This is a genomic window from Achromobacter sp. 77, from assembly GCF_020541125.1.
Lineage (GTDB): Bacteria > Pseudomonadota > Gammaproteobacteria > Burkholderiales > Burkholderiaceae_B > Achromobacter > Achromobacter mucicolens.
Map to the genome: position 1 here is coordinate 3,084,826 of NZ_CP059848.1, position 21,043 is coordinate 3,105,868.

The following is a 21,043-nucleotide window of genomic DNA, read 5'->3' on the forward strand; positions in this document are numbered from 1 at the left end:
CTGATGACGTCCCACCCTGCCCGTCCCCCCCGCCGCCGGCTGTCCAAGGACGCGCGGCAACGCCAGCTCATCGAGGTGTCCTGGGCGCTGATCCGCGATGAAGGCACGGACGCCCTGACGCTGGGCCGGCTTGCCGAGAAAGCGGGCATCTCAAAGCCCGTCGTCTACGACCACTTCGGCACTCGCAACGGGTTGCTGGCGGCGCTTTACCAGGATTTCGACCTGCGCCAGACCGCGATCATCGACAGCGCCATCGCCGCGAGCAAGCCGACCCTCGCCGGCAAGGCGGACGCCATCGCCACGCAGTATGTGGAATGCGTGTCGGTGCAGGGGCGCGAGATTCCCGGGGTGCTCGCGGCGCTGAACGGCTCGCCGGAACTGGCCGCCGTCAAAAGGCAGTATCAGCACGCCTTCATCACCAAATGCCAGGCCATCCTCGCCCCGTTCGCCGGCCGGCAAGGCGTGTCCCTGGCCGGCATGTGGGGCATGCTCGGCGCGGCCGACGCGCTCTCGCAAGCTGCCGTTGCGGGCGAAATCACCCAGGAAGCCGCGCGAGCCGAGCTGTTCCGGATCATCGTGGACCTGGTCAAACGCGCTCCCGCCAGCTAGCGTCCCGATCCGGCCTTACTTTGTCGCGACGATCACGTGCGCCTGGATCCGGCCCGTAATCGGGCCCGCGCCGTAGCGGTCGGCCAACGCCTCAGCCGCCCGTTCCGTGGCCAGCTGCATGAGGCCCGCGTCGCGCGCTTCGATCTCGTTGCGCAGCGGCGTGCCCTGGCAGTAGGCGGTGGCCGCCTCCAATGGCCCCGCCGCGCGGCTGACGTCCGCACGGGTGTCCATCCGAATATCGTCAAAGCCTGCGCGGCGAAGGTCGTCGCGGATCTTTTCCACGTCGTGGTAGCCGTGCGGCGTGCGCGCCAGAAAGCGTGGCGGGTCCTGCGGAAACACAGCCGCCATCGCGCGCGTCACGTCGTCGGCGAACTCATTTTCCTCGATGCGGTCCCACACGCTGAAGACGAAGCGCCCCCCGGACTTCAGCACCCGGCGCGCCTCGGCAAAGCCCGCGGTCCGGTCCGAGAAGAACATGACGCCGAATTGGCAGCACACCACGTCAAACGACGCGCAGTCGAACGGCAGATCCAGCGCATCCGCCCAGCGCCATTGCACCGCGCAGCCGGCACTCTGCCGGGCGGCCGCGTAATTGAGCATCGGTTGATTCAGGTCGGTCGCCACATAACGTGCCCCGGGGTCCAGCAGAGGCGCCAGCGCCCGCGTCACCGCCCCGCTGCCTGCCGCGGTCTCCAGCACGGCCCGGGGCGCAAACCCCGCGACCAGCGCCGCCATGTGGTCGGCGTAACCCTGGAAGATCAGCGGCACCATAAGCGTGTCGTAAAGCGCCGGAATCGATCCCGCAAACACCTTGTCGAAGTCGGCCATGATGCGGCTCCTTTAACACGTTGCCGACGCCCGGCATCCGCTCAACGAGCGTCGAGCAAGGATGCACAGACGCCCACCAAGTCGTCGAAGCGATGCAGGAGAACGTCCGGCGCGAGTTCGGCTGCGGGAATTTCGGAGTATCCGAAGTCGACCAGCACCAGCGGCGTTCCTGCCCCTCGAGCTGCGCCCGCGTCGGTATCGGCATCCCCGACCATGACCGTGCGCGCCAAATCGCCCGACACCGCCTGCACGGCCTCGATCAAATGCGCTGGATCGGGTTTGGCGGCTGACACCGCGTCAATGCCCACGACCCCGTCGAACAGCCCGGCCATTCCCAACTTGGTCAGCAAGTTGCGTGACAGCCCTGTGGGTTTGTTGGTGCAGACGACCAGGATCGCACCCGCCGTGCGAAGCCGTTTCAAGGCATCTATGGCGCCTGGAAATGCTTGGGTTTCATCGGCGATATGGTCGCTGTAATAGGCGATAAAGCCGCCAAACAGCGCGGCCGCGCGCGCGGCTGGTTCCGGTTCGCCCGCGGTCTCTAGGCCAAATTGCAACAGCCACCGCGCGCCGCGGCTGACGTGGGGACGCCCGCTTTCATAGGGTAAGGGCGGATAGCCATGCGCGATCAGCACGGCGTTCACCGCCCCGATCAGGTCTGGCGCCGACTCGACCAAGGTTCCGTCAAGGTCGAAGGCAATAGTGGCCCCTGCCAGGGCGCTGAGGTCGGTCATGGTGAAACCCTCTGATTGAGGTCTGGCGGCACACCAGACCCCACAGACGCTAGCTTAACGCCGACCCGCCTCGCCTACACTAGCCGCGCCGCCTCACTCCACCGACGCGCCCGACTTCTTCACGACTTCCGCCCAGCGCGGAATCTCGGTCGCCATCAGGTCGCGCAGCTGATCGGGCGTGCTGCCCACCAGCTCCATGCCCATGGTCTTGCCCAGCTTTTCCTGCACGTCGGGCTCTTTCAGGATCAGGGCGATCTCGGCGGCCAGCTTGTCCAGGATGGGCTTGGGCGTGCCCTTGGGCGCGTAAACCGCCTGCCAGGACGCCATCTGGAAGCCGGGCACGCCCGCTTCCTGCATGGTCTGCACCTCGGGCGCGAGTGCAATGCGGTCTTTGGTCGTGACGGCCAGCAGCTTGAGCTTGCCGGTCTGCAGGAGCGGCAGCGCCGCCGTCATCTGGTCGAACATGAAGGTCACCGCGCCGGACGATACGTCCACCATCGCCGGCGGCGTGCCCTTGTACGGCACGTGCGTGAGCGGCACGCCGATCATGCCGGCAAAGAGCTCGCCGGCCAGGTGGGTCGAGGTGCCCGCCCCCGAAGACGCAAAGGTGCGCTTGGTGGCATCGCGCTTGAGGAGCGCAATCAGGTCGGCCACCGAATTGACGCCCAGGTTCGGAGCCACCAGCAGCACGTTGGGCAAGAAGGCGATCAGCGACACCGGCTCGAAGTCCTTGACCGGGTCGTACTTCAGGTTCTTGTACAGGCTGGCGTTGATCGCGTGGGTGCTGATCGTGCCGCCGAACAGGGTGTAGCCGTCGGGCGGCGCCTTGGCCACGTAGGTGGCGCCGATGCCGCCCGCGGCGCCCGGCTTGTTCTCGACGACCACGTTCTGATGCAGGCGGTCGCCCAGTTTCTGCGCCAGCACCCGGCCGACCACGTCGGTCGAGCCGCCCACGGTAAACGGGACGACGTAGGAAATGGGCTTCTGCGTGGGCCAATCGGCGGCGCTGGCGGGCAAGGCCAGCGTGCCAAGGACGGCGCCGGCCAGTAGCGCGGCAAGCGCGCCGCGTCGTTGCGTGTTCATCATGTGTCTCCTGCCTTGTTTTATAGGTATGCGTATGGGGGTGCCGGCAGCGCCGGCGGCGAGGCTCAGCGGCCTTGTTCTTTGCGCCAGGCGGCGAACTTGTCCTTGGTGCCCGGGTCGGTCGGCGGATACAGGCCAAGAATGGAAGCGCCGCCTTGCACCTGACTGGTGACGAAGTCCTCGAAGGCCGTCATTTCCACGGCCTCAATGGCGATCTCGTCGGCCAGGTGCGCAGGGATGACCACCACGCCCTCTCGATCGCCCACGACGATATCGCCCGGCCACACCGCCACGTCGCCGCAGCCGATGGGCGCGTTGATGTCCAGCGCCTGGTGCAAGGTCAGATTGGTGGGTGCGGACGGACGCTGGTGATAGGCGGGAAAGCCCATCTCGGCGATTTCGGGCGAGTCGCGAAAGCCGCCGTCCGTCACCACGCCCGCCACGCCGCGCTTCATCAGCCGGGTGACCAGGATGGAGCCCGCGGACGCGGCGCGCGCGTCCTTGCGGCTGTCGATGACGAAGACGGCGCCTTCCGGGCAGGTCTCGACCGCGGCGCGCTGCGGATGCGCGCGATCCTCGAAGACCTTGATGGTGTTCAGGTCTTCGCGGGCCGGGATGTAGCGCAGCGTGAAGGCCGGGCCCACCATGTTGGGCAGGTTGGCGTTCAGCGGCCGCACGTCCTGGATGAACTGGTTGCGCAGGCCGCGCTTGAACAGCGCCGTGCACAGCGTGGCGGTGCTGACGCCGGCCAGCCTGGCGCGGGTTTCGGGATTCATTTGGGACACGATGGCTCCGGGAGTTTGGGGCGGATGTGGGTAGATGAGGGAATCAGAAGATCGCGGGCTCGGGCACGGGCGCGCCGAATTCCGTTTCCAGAAAATCGAAGTCGCAGCCGTCGTTGGCCTGCAGGATGTGCCGGGAGTACATCCAGCCGTAGCCGCGCTCGTAGCGCTTGGGCGGCGGCGTCCAGGCAGCGCGGCGCGCGGCCAGTTCCTCGTCGCTGATGTTCAGGTTGATGCTGCGGGCGGGCACATCCACGGTGATCGTGTCGCCCGTCTTCACCAGCGCCAACGGGCCGCCGATGTAGCTTTCGGGCGCGACGTGCAGGATGCAGGCGCCGTAGCTGGTGCCGCTCATGCGCGCATCGGACAGGCGCAGCATGTCGCGCACGCCCTGCTTGACCAGCTTGGTCGGGATAGGCAGCATGCCCCATTCCGGCATGCCCGGACCGCCTTGCGGGCCGGCATTGCGCAGGATCATGATGTGGTCCGCGGTCACGTCCAGGTTTTCGTCCTCGACGGCGGCCTTCATGCTGGGATAGTCGTCAAACACCAGCGCCGGGCCCGTGTGGCGCAGGTATTGCGGCGCGCACGCGCTGGGCTTGATGACGCAGCCGTCCGGCGCGATGTTCCCGCGCAGCACGGCCAGCGCGCCCTCGTCGTAGATCGCCTCGTCCAGCTTGCGGATCACGTCGTCGTTGTAGACCTCGGCGCCCGCGATGTTCTCGCCCAGCGTCTTGCCCGTGACCGTCATGGCCGACAGGTCCAGGTGGTCATCCTGCAGCCGGGTCATCAGCGCGGGCAGCCCGCCCGCGTAGTAGAAATCTTCCATCAGATAGGTGTCGCCGCTGGGCCGGATGTTGGCGATGACCGGCACCTTGCGGCTGGCCGCATCGAAGTCGTCCAGTCCCACCGCGCAGCCCGCGCGGCGCGACATGGCGACCAGGTGAACGATGGCATTGGTGGAACAGCCCATCGCCATGGCGACATTGATGGCGTTCTTGAACGAGGCCACGCTCAGGATGCGCTGCGGCGTCAGGTCATCCCAGACCATCTCGACCACGCGCCGGCCGCATTCGGCCGACATCCGCATGTGGTTCACGTCCGCCGCCGGGATCGACGAGGCGCCAGGCAGCGTCATGCCGATGGCTTCGGCGATGGCGGTCATGGTGCTGGCCGTGCCCATCGTCATGCAGGTGCCGTAGCTGCGCGCAATGCCGCCTTCCACTTCCGTCCATTGTTCCTGCGTGATCTTGCCGGCGCGGCGTTCGTCCCAGAGCTTCCAGGCATCCGATCCGGACCCCAGGATCTTGCCCTTCCAATTGCCGCGCAGCATGGGGCCCGCAGGCACGTAGACGCATGGCAGGCCGGCGCTGATGGCGCCCATGATGAGGCCCGGCGTCGTCTTGTCGCAGCCGCCCATCAGCACCGCGCCGTCCACGGGGTGGCTGCGCAGCAGCTCCTCGGTCTCCATCGCCAGGAAGTTGCGGTACAGCATGGTGGTGGGCTTGACGAAGGATTCGGACACCGAAATGGCGGGCAACTCCACCGGAAAGCCCCCGGCCTGGAACACGCCGCGTTTGACGTCTTCGACGCGCTGCTTGAAATGGCTGTGACAGGGATTCAGGTCGGACCAGGTGTTGATGATGGCGATGACCGGGCGTCCGGCCCAGTCGTCCGGGCCGTAGCCCATCTGCATCATGCGGGAGCGGTGGCCGAATGAACGCAGGTCGTCCTTGGCCATCCAGGCGGCGCTGCGCAAGCTTTCGTAGGTGCGTTTCATGGGAGATACGAGGGATGCGGGGAGTCGGAGTGAAGGCATTTAAACACTAATACATTAGTGCGTCAGCTAGGTAAATACCCGCTACACTGCGACATTCGTTATCAGCCTTTCCCCACGCGGGACCCGGACACGCTTACCTGATGCAAAGCCAAAAGCTCAGACTGGATCGCTCCCGCCATGCGGCCCCCCAGGTTTTCGACCATCTGCGGCGCCAGATCATCTCGCTGGAGCTCGCGCCCGGCGCGCCGCTGTCGCGCGTCACGCTGGCGGACTGCTACGGACTGAGCCAGACGCCCATCCGCGACGCGCTCATGCGCCTGGCCGAGGAAGCGCTGGTCGAAATCTATCCGCAGCACACCACGGTGGTCAGCCGGATCGACATCGCCGCCGCGCGCCAGGCGCATTTCCTGCGCCGGTCGCTGGAGCTGGAAATCGTCCACTTGCTTGCCCAGCGGGCCGACCCGCTGCTGCTCCAGCGCCTGCAGTCCTCCATCGACCTGCAGCGCGCCGCCCATGCCAGCGGGCAATACCAGCAGTTCATCAACGCGGACCAGGCATTTCACCGCGACATGCACGAGGCCGCGGGTGTGGCCAGCCTGTGGGAGATGGCGCAGCGCTACAGCGGCCATCTGGACCGGTTGCGCCGGCTGCATCTGCCCGAAACCGGCAAGGCCGAACGCATCCTGGACGATCATCAGCGCCTGCTGGATGCCATCGCCGCGCAGGACCCGGCGCGGGCGCAGCAGGTGCTGCGCGAGCACCTGTCCGGCACGCTCAGCCAGGTCGCGGAAATCTGCAAGCGCTATCCCGAGTACGTGGTGGCCGACTAACCGCCGGCGCGGGATCCGCGCTTCGACTCAGTCCAGCGGATAGCGCTGGATGACGGTCTTGCCGCCGCGCTCGGCAAGCGTCAACAGCGCGTCGCCCGTCTGGTCCAGGCCCAGCAACCCGCGCTCCTGCGCATGCGACAACTGGAACGGCCGCCAGGATCGGCCCTTGTCGCGGCTGTAGAAATAGGTCTTGGTGTAGTCGGCGCCCGAGAACAGATGCTCGGCATAGGTCTTGATGACCCACGCATTGCGGCCGAACCACGCCTGCCCGATCCAGGTCGAGGCGCCGCGCACATCGGGCGACCGCGACCGCTTCACCCAGGCCATCCCCGGCTTGTCCAGCTGGTAGATGCTGTCGCCCGCGGTCTCGAACACGGGCTGATCACGCGTCAAAAGCGCATGGGCATCCTGCGACGGAACCCGGGGCACCTCCGGGGTAATGCGGAACGCAGGCGAGGCGCCTTCCTGGAATTGCACCTCGAAGCGCCGCGTTTCGATCAATTGGGGCGCCTCCTGGCCTTCGGGACGCACCCGCGTGCGCCAGCTCCAGCCCACCGCCCGCGTCTCGTCCAGCGGGTACAACGACCAGCCATACCCAAGCTGCTCGACGCCGTAAGCCTTGCGGTCCCGCTCCGCCGTCTCGGCAAACTTGCGTTCGAACGCGGCCGAATCCGGCCAGACCTGTTCCTTGAGCCGGGTCGCCGCCCAACGCTTGGCGCCGTCGCAGCTATAGAGCAGGCGCACGCCGGTCTCATGGTGCTCCAGCGCAATCGCCAGCCGGTCGGTCAGAAAAGCGGTGTGCTGCTGCGGCACGCCCAGCGTCACGTCGGGATCATAGGTCCAGGTGGCGCCCAGGTCGTCCGAACGCAGCGTGTCCCAGGCGGGCGGCTGATCGCCTTCGCCCGAACTGCGCAGCGTGCTGGTGATGAGGTACAGCGGCTGGCCGCCCGGCGCGCCGATCAGGGTCACGCCGGTATCGCCGCTGATGGAGCCCAGCAGCTCGAACACACCCGTGCCGTGGCCCCCATAAATGAGGTTGCGGGCATCGGTGGTGGTGCGGCCGGTCTGCAGCATGGTCAGGGCCAGATCGCCCTGGCCGTGGGCCAGCGTGGTGATCGCGCCGGCCTGCGCCAGCCGGATCCGCTGCTTCTGCAGACGTTCCTTCAGGGCCGGAACCTGCGTATCCAGCACGGGCGCCTGCGCCAGGCCCTCGATGTCCTTGGCGGTGACCAGAAGTTGGCCGGTCAGCAATTGGCGCTCGCCGAAACGCTGGATGGCAACCCGCGAGTATGAAGCCAGCGCGGGCCCGTTCAGCTCTCCCACGAACTCGCTGCGCGGCAGCGGATCGCCCATTGGGATGATCTGATAGATGCCCCGGGCCAGCACGGCGGCGGAGATGACCGCAAGGCCGGCGGCCACGAGTCTGATGGTCTTGGGTCCAGGCATGCTGGGCATAATGCCAGCCCCCCGCGCCGCCAGCCATTTATCGAACGGACGAAACTATAGCGCGTTGCGCCCGGTTCTCTATACTGGCGTAACGCATGCTCACGTCTTGCCGGACGCGCGCCCCTGCCCCGACACCACGGAACCGCCCATGACCGCAAGGCCTCCCTCTGCCCTATTCGCCCTGGCCCTGTTTGTCGCGGCTAGCGGCAGCCCGATCGCGCACGGCGCCGCCGCCAACGATCCGGCCTGGGTGCCGGTCGACCCGCAGGCGATGCCGGGCGTGTTCTACGACAGCCATTCGATCCGCGCCATGTCGGAGAATCCGGCTGTCAGGGCAGTGACCGTGGCCTGGTTCTACGCCCAGCCCCGGATTTCCGAGGCCAACGGGCAGCCCTACGGCTCGGTCACCCAGCCGGTGACAATGAACTGCAGCGCCAACACGTATACGGTCACCCAGGTCTTGCACCACGCAGGCAACGACGCCACCGGGGCGATCGTCGAATCGATTCCGGTGGCGGGTATCCGCAACGCCCCCGTCACGCGCGACCCGGTGCAGCGCCGGCTGCGCGACCTGGTCTGCGCGGCCAACGGAAAAAGCGCGCGAAAATAGCGCGCTTTTCCCGTCGACGCCGCCCGGGGTCAGACCTGCGCCAGCGCCTGGTCCAGGTCGGCGATCAGGTCGTCGATGTGCTCGATCCCGATGGACAGGCGCACGGTTTCCTCGCGCACGCCGGCCTTTTTCAGTTCCTCGGCATTGAGCTGGCGGTGCGTGGTGGACGCCGGATGCGTCGCCAGCGACTTGGAATCGCCAATGTTGACTAGGCGCGTGAACAGCTGCAACGCATCCTGGAAGCGCGCGCCGGCCTCGCGGCCGCCCTTCACGCCAAACGTGAATAGCCCCGGCACCTTGCCGCCCAGGTACTTCTTGGCGAGCGCATGGTCGGGATGGTCCGGCAGACCCGCGTAGTTCACCCATTCCACCTTTGAATGCTCGCGCAGGTAGCTGGCGACCTTGACCGCGTTCTCCACGATGCGGTCCACGCGCAGGGCCAGGGTCTCGATCCCCTGCAGGATCTGGAACGAGTTGAACGGCGAGATCGCGGCGCCGGTGTTGCGCAGCGGCACCACCCGGGCGCGGCCGATGTACGCGGCCGGTCCGAAGGCCTCCGTGTACACCACGCCGTGGTAGCTCACATCCGGCTCGTTCAGACGCTTGAAGCGCGCCTTGTGCTCGGCCCACGGAAACTTGCCCGAGTCGATGATGGCGCCGCCCAGGCTGGTGCCGTGTCCGCCCAGATACTTGGTCAACGACTGCACAACGATGTCGGCGCCATGCTCGATGGGACGCAGCAGGTACGGCGACGGCACGGTGTTGTCGACAATCAGCGGCAGGCCGTGGCGATGCGCCAGCTCGGCCAGCGCGGCGATGTCGGTGATGTTGCCCAAGGGGTTGCCAACCGATTCCGCGAAGATGGCCTTGGTGCGGTCGTCGATCTGCGCCTCGAAGGCGGCCAGGTCGGACGGATCGGCAAAGCGCGTGGTGATGCCGTACTGCGGCAGCGTGTGCGCAAACAGGTTGTAGGTGCCGCCATACAGCGTGCTGGACGACACGATGTTGTCGCCGGCTTCGGCAATGGTCAGGATCGCGTAGGTGACGGCGGCCTGGCCCGAGGCCAGCGCCAGCGCGGCGATGCCGCCTTCCAGGGCCGCCACGCGCTGCTCCAGCACGTCAGTGGTCGGATTCATGATGCGGGTGTAGATGTTGCCCGCGACCTTCAGGTCGAAGAGGTCCGCGCCGTGCTGCGTGTCGTCGAACGCGTAGGCCACCGTCTGGTAGATGGGCACGGCCACCGCGCGCGTGGTCGGATCGGGCCGGTAGCCGCCGTGGACAGCCACGGTTTCCAGGCGCCAGTTGGGCTTCTTCGCTTCAGTCATCAGTCTCTCCGGTAAATGCGTGATTGAAAATTCAGATCAGGCGGCAAACGCGCGTGCGGCGCGCAGAATGCGTTCGATGTCTTCATGGTTGTTGTAAGCGCCGACAGACAGGCGCACGTAACCATACTCCACGATGCTCGCCACGACACCTGCCTGCGCCAGGTGCGCAAGCGCCGCGGCGGGGTTGGCGACGCGCAGCGCCGTGGTGGTGCTGCGCACCTCGTCGCCCGGCGGCGACACCACCTGCGCGCCCAGACTCCGCAGTCCATCGCTCAGGGCCTGCGACAGCGCCAGCACCCAGGGTTCGATGCGTTCGGGCCGCGCCTGTTCGATAAGGTCCAGCGCGCCTGCCCAGCCCGCAAGGCCGGGATAGTTCAGGTTGCCCGTTTCCAGCCGGCGGGCATCCGTCGCGTCAGACACCGCCACCTGCCATTGCAGGCCGGACTTGTCCAGCGTGGTCACGCCGGACGGGCCGACGTAGCGCGGATCCAGCGCCGCCAGCAGCCGCGGCGACACGTGCAGCAGCCCCACCCCCAGCGGTCCCAACATGCCCTTGTGCGCGCCGCACGCAAACGCATCGACGTGCCAGTCGTCCACCTGGGCGCGCAGCAGGCCCGCACCCTGGATGCCGTCGACCACCAGCCAGATGCCGCGCTCGGCGCAGCGGCGTCCCAGCTCCCGGATGTCGGTCCGCAGTCCGGTGCCGTACTGCACCCAGGACACCGCGATCAAACGCGTGCGGGCGTCGACGTGCTGCCACAGGTCATCCACCGTAAAACGATGCGCGCGCGCCTGCGCCACACGCACCTGCACGCCGCGCCGCCGCAGATTCAGCCATGGCAAGGCGTTCGACGGATGCTCCTGGTCGTCGACGACGAGGTTGTCGCCTTCCTGCCAGGCCAGTCCTTGCGCGACCGTGTTCAACCCCTCGGTGGTGTTTTTGGTGAACGCCAGACGACGCGCGTCGCCGCCGATCAGCCGCGCCAGCCGCACCCGCAACGCGTCGGCATCGCGCAGCCATTGCGGCTTGTCGCTGCGCGCATGCGTGATGCTGTCAAAGAAGCCAGCCACCGCGTCCGACACCCGCGGCGACAACGGGCTGGTGTATGCAATGTTGGCGTATGCCTTGTCGCGCGTGATGGGAAACCACTGTCTGAATTCGTCCTGCCAAGCCATGCGCAACCTTCGTCGCCGGACCACCCGGCATGCGGGCATTCTAGGTATATGACGCGCATCTGGATAAGGCTTAGTTTTCATATTGATATGCGTATTAAGTCGCTCGGCAAGCCGCGCCCCGCCCATAGAATTCGTGCCTCTCTTGCACACAACAACCTTGGGAACAGCATGCGTTTGATTCATCTATTCAAGGCCGCGGGCGTGGCCGCCGCGATGACGCTTGCGGGCACATCGCAAGCCGGCACGGTGGACACCATCAAGAAGCGCGGTGAATTGGTCTGCGGCGTCAGCCAGGGCTCGGCAGGCTTGTCGATCGCGGACAAGCAAGGCCGCTGGACCGGCCTTGACGCGGACCTGTGCCGCGCGCTGGCGGCTGCCGTGCTGGGCGATCCGGAAAAGACCCGCTTCGTGCCGCTGAGTTCGCAGCAGCGCTTTCCCGCCCTGCAGTCCGGCGAGATCGACGTGCTGAACCGCAACACCACGATCACCTCGGGCCGCGACGCCGGGCTGGGCATCGTGTCCGCCGGCATCGTGTTCTACGACGGACAGGGCTTTTTGGTGCCGCGTAAATTGGGCGTCAAGAGCGCCACCGAACTGGAAGGCGCGCAGGTTTGCGTGCAGCCCGGCACGGTGAACGAACAAAACCTGGTCGACTACTTCAAGAAGAACAAACTCACCTATCGGCCCGTCGTTATCGAAAATCTGGTCGAACTTGAACAGGCCTTCTATGCCGGACGCTGCGACGTCTACCTGTCGGATGCGTCCACGCTGGCCGCCAGCCGTGCGGCGCGCGCCAGCCAGCCGGACGACTTCGTCATCCTGCCCGAGCGCATCAACAAATCACCGCTCGGCCCCTTCGTACGCCAGGACGACCCGAACTGGGCCGCCATCGTGCGCTGGACGGTCAACGCGCTGGTCGCCGCCGAGGAGTTGGGCATCACCGCCCAGAACGCCGACAGCCAGGCACAAAGCAGCGACGCGCAGGTGCGGCGGCTGCTGGGCGTGGATCCCGGCATTGGCAAGAGCTTTGGCTTGGACGAAACCTGGGCACGAAACGCCATCAAAGCCGTGGGCAATTATGGCCAGGTGTGGGACCGCAACCTGGGCGCCGCCACGCCGCTCAAGCTTGAGCGTGGCCTGAATGCGCAGTGGAACAAGGGCGGCCTGCTGTATTCGCCGCCGTTCCAGTGACGCGTGTCGCTTGATGCGTGTCGCGCGATGCACATTGCGTGATGCATATCGCGTGATGCACATCGCTTGATGCGCACTTCATGATGATTCGCGGGCGGGCCGCCGGGTCCGCCCTTCTTGTTCTTTCCTTTGCCGCATGACCTGCCATGACCGCCACCACGCTCCCCTATCCGTTGACTGCGCCCTGGCGCCGCTGGTTGCCTGCATTGGCGTGGGGTTTGGGACTGGGCGCAATGGCCGCCATTCTGGTGCTGCACATCGAATCGGTGCAGGCCGCACGCGGTATCCAGGGCGGGTTCGGCTTCCTGCTTCAGCCAGCGGGCTTCCGCATCTCGGAAAGCCTGCTCAATGTCACGCCCGAAGATCCTTACTGGATGTCCCTTGCGGCGGGACTGGCCAATACGCTGACCGTCGCCTTCGTGGCAACACCCCTGGCGACCGTCCTGGGCGCGGGCCTGGGATTCATGGGGTTGTCGTCCAACCCGCTGGCGGCGCGCGTCGCCGCCCTTGTCATTGCCCCCTTGCGAAATACACCCGTGCTGTTGCAGCTCTTCGTCTGGTACGGGTTGCTGCTGCGCCTGCCTGACTTGCGGCAGGCATGGTCGCCGCTGCCTTCCGTGCTGCTATCCAATCGCGGGTTGGCCTTGCCCGCGCTGCATGGCTGGCTGCCTTATGCGGGCGTGGCATTGGCCGCGCTGGCGCTGGGATGGCAAGCCCGCCGCCGGTGGACCCATGCTGCGTTCACCGCCGCGTTGACCGCAATACTGACCGCCGCCGCAATCGCGTGGGCACTATTGCCGCCCATGCAGATCGACCTGCCCGTCAAGCGTGGGCTCGGCTTGCAGGGCGGCTGGCAACCCAGCATCGAGTTCGCCGCCCTGACCATCGGCCTCGTGGTCTTTCACGCCGCCTACATCGCCGACATCGTGCGCGGGGCGGTGCGCGCGGTTCCCGTTGGCCTGGTCGAAGCCGGTCAGGCCATGGGCCTCACGCCCTACAAGGTGCTGCGGCTGGTGATCGCGCCGTACGCCACGCGCGTCGCGCTGCCGCCCTATGCCAACCAATGCCTGGCGCTTGTCAAGAACAGCACGCTCGCCATCGCAATCGGGTACCAGGAACTGATGGCCGTCATCAACACGGCCATCACGCAGACGGGGCTGGCGCTGGAAGGCATTGCGCTTGCCATGGCCATTTACCTGACGTTGGCGGTCTGCCTGGGCGGCGGGCTCTCCGCCTGGAATGCGCGCAATACCCGACACGGCCCGGGCGACACGCACGGGGCGCGCCTGGGTGACCGGGCGTGCTGGGATGGCGCTGGGGGCAAGGCCAGGACGCTTCGACGCAACGCGATGTCGGCCGTTCTGACATTGCTGCTGGCCACCGTGGCCTGGTCGCTGCTCGACTGGGCAGTGCTGCGCGCTGTGTGGTCGGGCAATCCGGCGACCTGCGCGAATGCGGCGGGCGCCTGCTGGGCCGCCGTGGGCGAAAACCTGCCGCTGTTGCTCTATGGCACCATGTCCGACGCGCACCGGGGGCCGGCGCTGATCGCGTGCCTGGCGCTTTTGGCTGCCATTACCGTCTTCCTGGGCGCACGTCACGTACCGGCGCGCCTACGCATTGCCCTATTGACGGCGCTGTCAGGCATTACCGTTGCAGCCCTGACGGGCTGGCCATGGGGCGGCGACCTCATCGGCCCGCAACGCTGGGGCGGACTGCTCGTCACGTTGATTCTGGCGATCGCGGCGCTGGTTACGGCCGTGCCGCTCGCCTTCGCGCTCGCCCTGCTTCGCCGCTCAGGCAGCCCGGCCGGTTCACTGGCCGCCGCCGGTCTGATCGAAGCGGTACGCGGTGTGCCGCTGGTGACCCAGCTGCTGTTCGCGTCCTTTGTGTTGCCCATGCTGCTGGGTGGTGGCGTGTCGAAGTTCAGCACGGCGCTGGCGGCGCTGACGCTGCATACCGCTTGTGTGCTGGCCGAAGTGCTGCGCGGTGCGCTGCAGGCGATTCCGCCCGGTCAGATGATGGCTGCACGCGCCTTGGGCATGCGGCCCGCGCTGGCCTATGCGTGCGTGATCTGGCCACAGGCCCGCCGCATCGCCTCGCCCGCCGCGTTGGGTGTGTTTGTGGGCGCGGTCAAGGACACGTCGCTGGTCAGCATTATTGGTGTGTTTGACGTGTTGGGCGCGGCCAAGGCGGTGGTGGCGGGCACCGACTGGCGCCCGTATCACGTCGAGGTTTATCTGGCCGTGGCGCTGCTGTATCTGGCCGCCAGCCTGGCGCTATCGCGCGTGGCACGCCGCATGGAAGGCCGCCGCGCTTGAATAGCGGAGAGATCAGCCGCCTGCCCCACCCGCCATGCCGCTGTTTGCCGCAGTCATGCGTTGCAGCCACGCCGGCCGAGGCGCCGCGTCCAGCCAGTTTTTGACGATCAACCCCAGTTCGGTGTCGCCGGCGATACGCAGGCGGCGCTGGAAGAACAAGGTGTCGGCATCGGTTTCTTCACGCATGAGCGCCAGGAAGTCCGCCAGCTTCGCGCCCAGTTCAAGCTCCGCGGCGCCGTTGGACCCGCGGTTCCACAGGGGCCGGAACGCGCCATCGCGCACGACAAAGCTGCTGCGCAGACCCAGGTCTTCGACGGTGATGGCAAAGCTGCGGCCGTTCAGTTCCGCTGGCGGCTCCAGCCACTTGAGCCGGCGCGCCAGCTCAAGCCCCGCCACGAAATGCAGCGACACAAACGGGCCTGGCACGCGGCGGCCCAGCTTGGCGAACATAGGCGGCAAATTCAGGGCGGCGCTCATGCGACGGCCTCCTCGAGGCCAATGCCGGCCTTGCCATAGTAGTAACCGTTGCAGCGGCCGATGCCCGCGGGCGGCGACACCGGCTCGGGCTTGGTGCCTTGCCGCATCGCATCCAGCGCGGCGATGGCCTCAAGCGTGCCCGCCGATTGCGGGCTGACGCGCAGCACATCGACGCCCATTCCCGCCAGTTCCGGCGCTTCGGCCAACAGGTCCAGGCAGGCGGCCGATTGAACCTGGATGCCGTTGATGCCCAGGAACTCGCGCGATTCGCGCGTGCGCATGTCCAGGCCATCGGGATGCTCGATGCAGCGAAAGCCGCAATCGTCCTTTTTCAGGCGGAAGTGGCGGGCCGTGAAGCAGCGGGCGGAAAACGCCAGCGCCATCCTGCCCCACACCATGACCTCGGCCTGCATGCCGGAAGGACGCTCTTGCAGCAGACGTTCCAGCGTGATTCCGTCCATTTCCAGCGGCGCGACAAAACGCACCGCGCCGCGATTGGCAAGCCAGCTGAGCGTGCCGCCATGGTACGCATTGATGTGCGGACCGGCAACAAAGCCGCGGCCGCTCAGGTGGCGCACCGCGCCCAACTCGCCCGCCTCGACCATGAAATCCTGCTGGTCGCAAAGTTTCTTCAGGGCGCTGGCTTCGGCGCCAGTCTCGATCAAGGTGCGGCCCGACAGCACGACCGTCTTGCCCACCGCGCGCAGGTCGCGCGCCAGTTCAAGCCAATCGTCGGCGCGCAGTTCGTGACGCCGGCTACAGACGGTCTCGCCCACGTAGATGATGTCCGCAGGACTTTCGGCCAGGGCGGCGTAGAAATCCATGGTGCGTTGGCGCGGCCAGTAGTACAGCAAGGGGCCGACAGAAATCTGGAATGGGATGGGGGTCATTTCCATGGACGTTCGAAAGCGCCTTGTGTGACTTGTGAACCCTCGGCATGGCGCGCCAGCATGGCGTTCCATTCGGGGCGCGGAGAAAAGCGCGATGCGTCCGCATGCACGCTGTCCAGCGCGGCGCGCAGCGTGGACACCACCTGCGTGACATAGGCCGGGCTGCGTTGGCGCCCTTCGATCTTGATGGCCGACACGCCCATTTCCGCCAGCTTGGGCAACAGGCCGATGGCGTTCAGGCTGGTGGGTTCTTCGAGGGCGTGATCGGCTTGCCCGTCCACTTCGAAGCGCCCCTTACACAACGTGGGATACGCGGCGGGCTCGCCCGGTTCGTATCGGTCGATGAGGATGCCCGACAGGCGCGCATCCATGCGGCCGTCTTCTTCGACCCAGCGCACCGCGTGTGCGGGTGAACAGACGCCCTTGTTGTTGGGGGAATCGCCGGTGGCGTACGACGACAAGAGGCAGCGGCCCTCGGCCATAACGCACAGGCTGCCGAAGCCAAAGACCTCGACCTCGACGCTGACGTTGGCGCAGATGCGGGCAATCTCCGTCAGCGTCAGGACGCGCGGCAGGACCACGCGGCGGATGCCGAACTGCTCTTTCATGAGTTCAATGGCGTCCGCGTGGGTGGCCGAGCCCTGCACCGACAAATGCAGCCGCAGGTCGGGATAGCGGTCGCTTGCGTAGGCCAGCAGTCCCGGGTCGGCCATGATGACGGCGTCGGCGCCCAGGTCGTGGGCGGCGTCGACGGCGGCCTGCCATTCGGCCATGCGGCCCGCCTGCACGAAGGTGTTGACGGCAAAGAGCACATGCCGCTGGTGGCGATGCGCCAGTTCGACGCCGGCGCGGATGTCGGCTTCGGTGAAATTGAGCCCGGCGAAATTGCGGGCGTTCGTGGCGTTCTTGAGCCCGAGATAGACGGTGTCGGCGCCCGCTTCAATCGCCGCTTTCAAGGCGGCCAGACTGCCTGCCGGGGCCACGAGCTCTATGGGAGAGGTTCGAGTTTGCATGACGGCCAGTCTATGGGCCGCCCGCCCCCCGGGCCTTGTCGAAAATCAAACGGCGTGGCGCGCGCGGCGCCTTTTTGTGCGGCCTATTCCTCGGTGTACAGGCCGCGCTCCACGGCATAGACAGCGACCTGCACGCGGCTCGTCAGATTGAGCTTCTTCAGCACATTCTGCACATGGATCTTCACGGTGCTTTCGCTCACGTCCAGTTCGCGCGCGATGACCTTGTTGCTGGCCCCGCGCGCCAGCCATTGCACGATCTGGGTTTCACGCGCGGTAAGACGATGGCGCTCGGCCGAGCCGGGCGGCGGCGGCGTCTGGCTGGCCTGGCCGCGGAACTGTTCGACCAGCTTGGCCGTCATGCTATCGGCAATGACGGCTTCGCCGTTGGCGGCGCGCCGGATGGCGGACACCAGCGCGTCCGCGTCGATGTTCTTGACGAGATAGCCGCGAGCGCCGTCGCGAAGCGCCTGGCCCAGCTCGTCGGCCTCTTCCGAGACGGTCAGGATGATGACCGCGCAATTGGGCAGGTCCTGCGTCAGCAGCTGCAGCGTTTCCAGCCCCGACAGGCCGGGCAGGTTCAGGTCAAGCAGCACGACGTCGGGCTTGAGCTCCTTGGCGCGCTTTATTCCTTCGACGCCGTCGCCCGCCTCGGCCACGACCTCGAAGTCGGGCTGGCGCTGCAACAGCAGGCGGACACCGGAGCGGAACAGGGTGTGGTCGTCGATGAGCAGGATGCGGATGGTCATGATGGGCAAGGATGTCAGGCTGCCTGGCGTTCGGCGCCAGGCAAGGTGAGCGCCACGCGCGTGCCGGCGCCGGGCTGCGATTCGAGTTTTATCACGGCGCGCATGCGGGCGGCTCGCTCGCGCATGATGTGCAGGCCGACATGGGATTCGCCCCGTTCGGCGACATCGGCCGGATCGTAGCCCTGGCCATCGTCCGAAATCAGCAAGGTGAAATCCCGGCCATTCTCAACGGCGATCCGCACGCGGCTGGCTTCCGAGTGCTTGCGCACATTGGACAGCGCTTCCTGCAGGATGAACAGCACCTGCAACTGCTGCTCCGGCTGCAACGGCGCACCCTCGCCCTGGGTAAACGTCAGGTCGGTGTCGATGCCGGTCTGGCGGCGAAAACGCGAAACCGTGTCCTCGATGGCGGCTTGCAGGTCGCCCTGCGACAACTTGCTGCGGAAGTTGGTCAACAGTTCGCGCACGTCCTGGTAGCTTTCGTCCACGCCGGTGCGCAAGAGCGGCAGTATCTCGCTGACTTCTTCCTCATCGCCGCGCTTGATGGCGGCATCGAGCATCTGCAATTGCAGGTTCAGGAAATTCAGCCCTTGGGCAAGGCTGTCGTGCAGGCCCTGCGCCACCAGCCCGCGCTCCTGCACGACGGCCAATTGGCGCGCCTGCGCGCTCAGGCGCCGGTTGTCCAGCGCAACACCCAGATGCTGGCCCAGCGTTTCCAGCAACTGCGACTCGGACGCGGCCAGCCGGCGGTGGGTACGGAAATGCAGCGAATACGAACCCAGCACTTCGTCACGCGTCACGATGCGAAACACCGCCACGCTGGCAAAGCCCTCGCGCTGGCAGTTCAGATCCAGTTCGGGTGGCGACTGGCGGAAGTCCTGGATGACGATCACGCCCGCCTTGCGCGTGGCGACACCGCAATAGCAGTCGTCGACCTTCATGCAGTGTTCGGACTCGACCAATTCTTCGGACAGGCCCACGGACACCACGAGGTTCAGCTTTTCGTTGTTGGGATCCAGCGCCCGGATGCTGCCTGCTTCGGCATCGAACTGCAGCATCACGCGGCGCAGGAAACCATCGCACATGGCCTCGATTTCATTGGGCTGGTTCAGGAATGCCGCCATGTCATACAGCGCCCCGATGTCGCGGTTCTGAGCGGCCAGCTGCGCCGTCTTCTGCTCGACCCGCTGCTCCAGGCTGGTGTACAGGTCCTGCAGCTCGTCCGCCATGCGGTTGTAGCCGCGGGCCAGCACGCCGAACTCGTCCTGGCTTTCGACCGGCAGTCGCGTGCTGAATTCGCGATCGGCCATGCGCTGCAGGCCGTCGCGCAGACGCAGCACCGGTGAAATGATCCACAGATACAGCAGGTAGATCATGGCAAGCGTGCCCGCGCTGGCGATTGCCGCCAACACGCCCTGCGACAGCCGCAGCGACGTGGTCTTGCCGGCGTTGTCCTGTTCGATCATCCGGACCAGCGTATCGGCGCGCGCCACGAACTCGGGCAACGTTTCCAGATAGCTTGATGCGTCCGGCTGGCCAATGGCGCGCAGCGCCGCCGGCTTCATGATGTCGCGCCAGTACGCGGCCACGTCGTGCCATTGCGCGCGGATGGCGTTGTCGTTGGGAATGAAGAGCGGCCGCGCGGGGTTGCCCCGTGCCAGGCGCGCGATGGTGTCGTCCAGAATGGCAACTTGTTCGGTAGTGCGCACTTCGCGCCCGGCCTGCGGCCGCATCAGTTCGACGGCGACGCGATTGGCTCGCATCCGCAGGCTGCCGGTATCGTTGATGGCAGCGCCCGCGCCTTCCAGTTGCCAGGACAGCCACAGCGTCCAGCTCACCATGGACAGCACCACGACCAGCGCCAGCAGCGAGCTTGCCACGATGCGCGTGGACAGGCGGTGCCGAGGCGACGGCAGCACGTCGGAGGGAGTGGCGGTATTCGAGGACTTCATGGGTGTCGGGGCGAAAAGCGCGGATCGGGCATCAGTGTAGTCGCTTCCCGCCCGCCTTCCGGCGCGATTGCGCGCGTTTTAGCCCCACGCGATCAGGTCAACCCAAGGGTGCGGCACAGAAAATCCGCAACCTGGGCAGGGTCGTTCAGCGGCAGGCAGGGCAAGGCGATCTCAAGCGGCGCATCCGTCACGACGGCCAGGAATGAAGAATCTTCGGTATGCAGCGGCGGCTTGCCCAGCGCCGGACGGTAGACCTCGATGCGCGGAATCGCGGCCTGCTTGAAGCCCTCGACCAGCACCAGATCGGCGGGCGACAAGCGCGCCAGTTGCGCCTCAAGCGTGGGTTCCGGCGTGTCGCGCAGTTCATGCACGATGGCATACCGGTATGGCGAGGCAATCATGACTTCCTGCGCGCCCGCAGTCCGAAAGCGCGCGCTGTCCTTGCCGGGGGGCTCCATCTGAAAATCATGATGGCTGTGCTTGATGACGTTCACCCGCAGGCCGCGCGCGCCAAGCAGCGGCAGCATGGCCTCGATCAGGGTGGTCTTGCCGCTGCCGGAGCGGCCGGCGATACCGAATACGGGAGTCATACGAGTGCGGGTTCCGTCAGCAAGGGACATACGATGGGCAAAAACGTGTCCGCCCGCGGGGAGTATGCCAGCAAAGCGCCCGCCACCAGGTCGAAATACCACCCGTGCAGGGACAGGCTGCCCGCGTCAACCGCCCGCCGCACGAAAGGCAGGTCCTCCAGGTTGCGCAGCGAGATCAGAATGGAAGCCTGTTCGCAGGCGCGCCGGCGCTCTTCCTTGGTGGCGTCCGGCATCTGCCGCAGCACCTGCTCGCGCGCGGGTTCGGCGATGTCCATCCAGCGCCCAAGATAGTCGGTCTCGCCGTCGCGGCGGATGCCGCGCTCCATCAGTGCCCGGATCCCGCCGCATTGGGCGTGCCCCAGCACGATGATGCGGCTGACCTGCAACTGCTCCACTGCAAACTGGATTGCTGCCAGGACCCCTTGAAGGCCGCGGTCCTTGCTGCACGGCGGCACCAGATTGGCCACATTGCGCACGGTAAAGATGTCGCCGGGATCACAACCGAGCAGCATGGCCGGGTCCACGCGGGAATCGCAACAGCCGATCAGCAATGTGCTGGGATGCTGGCCGTCGCGCAGGTTGCGATACAGCGACGGCGCGTCTTCGTAATACTGTTGCTGAAAGCGCTGGAAGCCGCCAACCAGTCGTTCAAGATCCTGCATG

At 66.5% G+C, this 21,043-nt stretch carries 20 protein-coding genes; 5 read left to right on the forward strand and 15 right to left on the reverse strand.

What is annotated here, in order from left to right; all coding sequences use genetic code 11:
• Window positions 1–3: 3 nt before the first annotated feature.
• Window positions 4–609, forward strand: coding sequence for a TetR/AcrR family transcriptional regulator (locus H4P35_RS14280; protein ID WP_226846029.1), 606 nt, complete (start codon window positions 4–6; stop codon window positions 607–609).
• Between the two features lie 15 nt (window positions 610–624).
• On the opposite strand, the gene H4P35_RS14285 is transcribed toward H4P35_RS14280, so the two are convergent.
• From H4P35_RS14285 to araD, 5 genes are all read right to left on the reverse strand, one after another.
• Window positions 625–1,437 carry a class I SAM-dependent methyltransferase gene (locus tag H4P35_RS14285; protein WP_180098645.1) on the reverse strand — a complete coding sequence of 271 codons (813 nt, stop codon included), beginning with the start codon at window positions 1,435–1,437 and terminating at the stop codon, window positions 625–627.
• Window positions 1,438–1,478: 41 nt separating this feature from the next.
• The gene (locus tag H4P35_RS14290) at window positions 1,479–2,171 is read right to left on the reverse strand and encodes an HAD-IA family hydrolase (RefSeq protein ID WP_226846030.1); all 693 of its coding nucleotides are present in this window, start codon (window positions 2,169–2,171) and stop codon (window positions 1,479–1,481) included.
• Between the two features lie 93 nt (window positions 2,172–2,264).
• Window positions 2,265–3,254, reverse strand: a complete 990-nt coding sequence (locus H4P35_RS14295; RefSeq protein ID WP_226846031.1) for a tripartite tricarboxylate transporter substrate binding protein — start codon at window positions 3,252–3,254, stop codon at window positions 2,265–2,267.
• Between the two features lie 65 nt (window positions 3,255–3,319).
• A complete protein-coding gene (locus H4P35_RS14300; protein WP_062841452.1) occupies window positions 3,320–4,030 on the reverse strand; it encodes a ribonuclease activity regulator RraA in 711 nt (236 codons plus the stop codon).
• 52 nt (window positions 4,031–4,082) lie between these two features.
• Window positions 4,083–5,816 carry an L-arabinonate dehydratase gene (araD, locus tag H4P35_RS14305; RefSeq protein WP_056318391.1) on the reverse strand — a complete coding sequence of 578 codons (1,734 nt, stop codon included), beginning with the start codon at window positions 5,814–5,816 and terminating at the stop codon, window positions 4,083–4,085.
• A 140-nt stretch (window positions 5,817–5,956) separates the two neighbouring features.
• On the opposite strand from araD, the gene H4P35_RS14310 reads away from it, so the two are divergent.
• Entirely contained in the window at window positions 5,957–6,646 is a 690-nt protein-coding gene (locus tag H4P35_RS14310; RefSeq protein ID WP_142055024.1) for a GntR family transcriptional regulator, read from the forward strand.
• Window positions 6,647–6,673: 27 nt separating this feature from the next.
• On the opposite strand, the gene H4P35_RS14315 is transcribed toward H4P35_RS14310, so the two are convergent.
• Window positions 6,674–8,092 (reverse strand): hypothetical protein, encoded by a 1,419-nt coding sequence (locus H4P35_RS14315; protein WP_180098644.1) that lies wholly within the window; start codon window positions 8,090–8,092, stop codon window positions 6,674–6,676.
• A gap of 148 nt (window positions 8,093–8,240) precedes the next feature.
• On the opposite strand from H4P35_RS14315, the gene H4P35_RS14320 reads away from it, so the two are divergent.
• Window positions 8,241–8,702, forward strand: coding sequence for a surface-adhesin E family protein (locus tag H4P35_RS14320; RefSeq protein ID WP_226846032.1), 462 nt, complete (start codon window positions 8,241–8,243; stop codon window positions 8,700–8,702).
• A 29-nt stretch (window positions 8,703–8,731) separates the two neighbouring features.
• Here H4P35_RS14320 and H4P35_RS14325 read toward each other — a convergent pair whose 3' ends face one another.
• A complete protein-coding gene (locus H4P35_RS14325) occupies window positions 8,732–10,027 on the reverse strand; it encodes an O-acetylhomoserine aminocarboxypropyltransferase/cysteine synthase family protein (RefSeq protein ID WP_128828269.1) in 1,296 nt (431 codons plus the stop codon).
• Between the two features lie 36 nt (window positions 10,028–10,063).
• Window positions 10,064–11,203 (reverse strand): aminotransferase class V-fold PLP-dependent enzyme, encoded by a 1,140-nt coding sequence (locus tag H4P35_RS14330; protein ID WP_226846033.1) that lies wholly within the window; start codon window positions 11,201–11,203, stop codon window positions 10,064–10,066.
• A 168-nt stretch (window positions 11,204–11,371) separates the two neighbouring features.
• Here H4P35_RS14330 and H4P35_RS14335 point away from each other — a divergent pair, with 168 nt between their 5' ends.
• Together H4P35_RS14335 and H4P35_RS14340 are read left to right on the forward strand one after the other, a co-directional pair.
• The gene (locus tag H4P35_RS14335; protein ID WP_226846034.1) at window positions 11,372–12,394 is read left to right on the forward strand and encodes an amino acid ABC transporter substrate-binding protein; all 1,023 of its coding nucleotides are present in this window, start codon (window positions 11,372–11,374) and stop codon (window positions 12,392–12,394) included.
• Between the two features lie 146 nt (window positions 12,395–12,540).
• Window positions 12,541–14,712: an ABC transporter permease subunit gene (locus H4P35_RS14340; RefSeq protein WP_226846035.1), complete on the forward strand. Its 2,172-nt coding sequence runs from the start codon at window positions 12,541–12,543 to the stop codon at window positions 14,710–14,712.
• Window positions 14,713–14,724: 12 nt separating this feature from the next.
• On the opposite strand, the gene H4P35_RS14345 is transcribed toward H4P35_RS14340, so the two are convergent.
• From H4P35_RS14345 to H4P35_RS14375, 7 genes are all read right to left on the reverse strand, one after another.
• A complete protein-coding gene (locus H4P35_RS14345) occupies window positions 14,725–15,189 on the reverse strand; it encodes an SCP2 domain-containing protein (RefSeq protein WP_226846036.1) in 465 nt (154 codons plus the stop codon).
• Entirely contained in the window at window positions 15,186–16,079 is an 894-nt protein-coding gene (locus tag H4P35_RS14350; RefSeq protein WP_226849472.1) for a U32 family peptidase, read from the reverse strand. The genes H4P35_RS14345 and H4P35_RS14350 overlap by 4 nt, the downstream gene beginning before the upstream one ends.
• Window positions 16,076–17,092, reverse strand: coding sequence for a peptidase U32 family protein (locus tag H4P35_RS14355; RefSeq protein ID WP_226846037.1), 1,017 nt, complete (start codon window positions 17,090–17,092; stop codon window positions 16,076–16,078). The genes H4P35_RS14350 and H4P35_RS14355 overlap by 4 nt, the downstream gene beginning before the upstream one ends.
• A gap of 83 nt (window positions 17,093–17,175) precedes the next feature.
• A complete protein-coding gene (locus tag H4P35_RS14360; protein ID WP_056318368.1) occupies window positions 17,176–17,838 on the reverse strand; it encodes a response regulator transcription factor in 663 nt (220 codons plus the stop codon).
• A gap of 14 nt (window positions 17,839–17,852) precedes the next feature.
• Window positions 17,853–19,790, reverse strand: a complete 1,938-nt coding sequence (locus H4P35_RS14365; protein WP_226846038.1) for a type IV pili methyl-accepting chemotaxis transducer N-terminal domain-containing protein — start codon at window positions 19,788–19,790, stop codon at window positions 17,853–17,855.
• A gap of 92 nt (window positions 19,791–19,882) precedes the next feature.
• Window positions 19,883–20,380: a molybdopterin-guanine dinucleotide biosynthesis protein B gene (gene mobB / locus H4P35_RS14370; protein WP_226846039.1), complete on the reverse strand. Its 498-nt coding sequence runs from the start codon at window positions 20,378–20,380 to the stop codon at window positions 19,883–19,885.
• Window positions 20,377–21,042 (reverse strand): carbonic anhydrase, encoded by a 666-nt coding sequence (locus tag H4P35_RS14375; protein ID WP_056318361.1) that lies wholly within the window; start codon window positions 21,040–21,042, stop codon window positions 20,377–20,379. The genes mobB and H4P35_RS14375 overlap by 4 nt, the downstream gene beginning before the upstream one ends.
• Window position 21,043 lies beyond the last annotated feature (1 nt).

Excerpts from the sequence above, each read along its gene's own strand:
- H4P35_RS14285 (WP_180098645.1), bottom strand. The coding sequence starts at position 1,437 with ATGGCCGACTTCGACAAGGTGTTTGCGGGATCGATTCCGGCGCTTTAC.
- H4P35_RS14320 (WP_226846032.1), top strand. The coding sequence starts at position 8,241 with ATGACCGCAAGGCCTCCCTCTGCCCTATTCGCCCTGGCCCTGTTTGTC.
- H4P35_RS14335 (WP_226846034.1), top strand. The coding sequence starts at position 11,372 with ATGCGTTTGATTCATCTATTCAAGGCCGCGGGCGTGGCCGCCGCGATG.
- H4P35_RS14345 (WP_226846036.1), bottom strand. The coding sequence starts at position 15,189 with ATGAGCGCCGCCCTGAATTTGCCGCCTATGTTCGCCAAGCTGGGCCGC.
- H4P35_RS14365 (WP_226846038.1), bottom strand. The coding sequence starts at position 19,790 with ATGAAGTCCTCGAATACCGCCACTCCCTCCGACGTGCTGCCGTCGCCT.
- H4P35_RS14310 (WP_142055024.1), top strand. The coding sequence starts at position 5,957 with ATGCAAAGCCAAAAGCTCAGACTGGATCGCTCCCGCCATGCGGCCCCC.
- H4P35_RS14325 (WP_128828269.1), bottom strand. The coding sequence starts at position 10,027 with ATGACTGAAGCGAAGAAGCCCAACTGGCGCCTGGAAACCGTGGCTGTC.
- H4P35_RS14360 (WP_056318368.1), bottom strand. The coding sequence starts at position 17,838 with ATGACCATCCGCATCCTGCTCATCGACGACCACACCCTGTTCCGCTCC.
- H4P35_RS14350 (WP_226849472.1), bottom strand. The coding sequence starts at position 16,079 with ATGACCCCCATCCCATTCCAGATTTCTGTCGGCCCCTTGCTGTACTAC.
- H4P35_RS14300 (WP_062841452.1), bottom strand. The coding sequence starts at position 4,030 with ATGAATCCCGAAACCCGCGCCAGGCTGGCCGGCGTCAGCACCGCCACG.
- H4P35_RS14290 (WP_226846030.1), bottom strand. The coding sequence starts at position 2,171 with ATGACCGACCTCAGCGCCCTGGCAGGGGCCACTATTGCCTTCGACCTT.
- H4P35_RS14280 (WP_226846029.1), top strand. The coding sequence starts at position 4 with ATGACGTCCCACCCTGCCCGTCCCCCCCGCCGCCGGCTGTCCAAGGAC.
- H4P35_RS14340 (WP_226846035.1), top strand. The coding sequence starts at position 12,541 with ATGACCGCCACCACGCTCCCCTATCCGTTGACTGCGCCCTGGCGCCGC.
- H4P35_RS14315 (WP_180098644.1), bottom strand. The coding sequence starts at position 8,092 with ATGCCTGGACCCAAGACCATCAGACTCGTGGCCGCCGGCCTTGCGGTC.
- mobB (WP_226846039.1), bottom strand. The coding sequence starts at position 20,380 with ATGACTCCCGTATTCGGTATCGCCGGCCGCTCCGGCAGCGGCAAGACC.
- H4P35_RS14330 (WP_226846033.1), bottom strand. The coding sequence starts at position 11,203 with ATGGCTTGGCAGGACGAATTCAGACAGTGGTTTCCCATCACGCGCGAC.
- araD (WP_056318391.1), bottom strand. The coding sequence starts at position 5,816 with ATGAAACGCACCTACGAAAGCTTGCGCAGCGCCGCCTGGATGGCCAAG.
- H4P35_RS14295 (WP_226846031.1), bottom strand. The coding sequence starts at position 3,254 with ATGAACACGCAACGACGCGGCGCGCTTGCCGCGCTACTGGCCGGCGCC.
- H4P35_RS14375 (WP_056318361.1), bottom strand. The coding sequence starts at position 21,042 with ATGCAGGATCTTGAACGACTGGTTGGCGGCTTCCAGCGCTTTCAGCAA.
- H4P35_RS14355 (WP_226846037.1), bottom strand. The coding sequence starts at position 17,092 with ATGCAAACTCGAACCTCTCCCATAGAGCTCGTGGCCCCGGCAGGCAGT.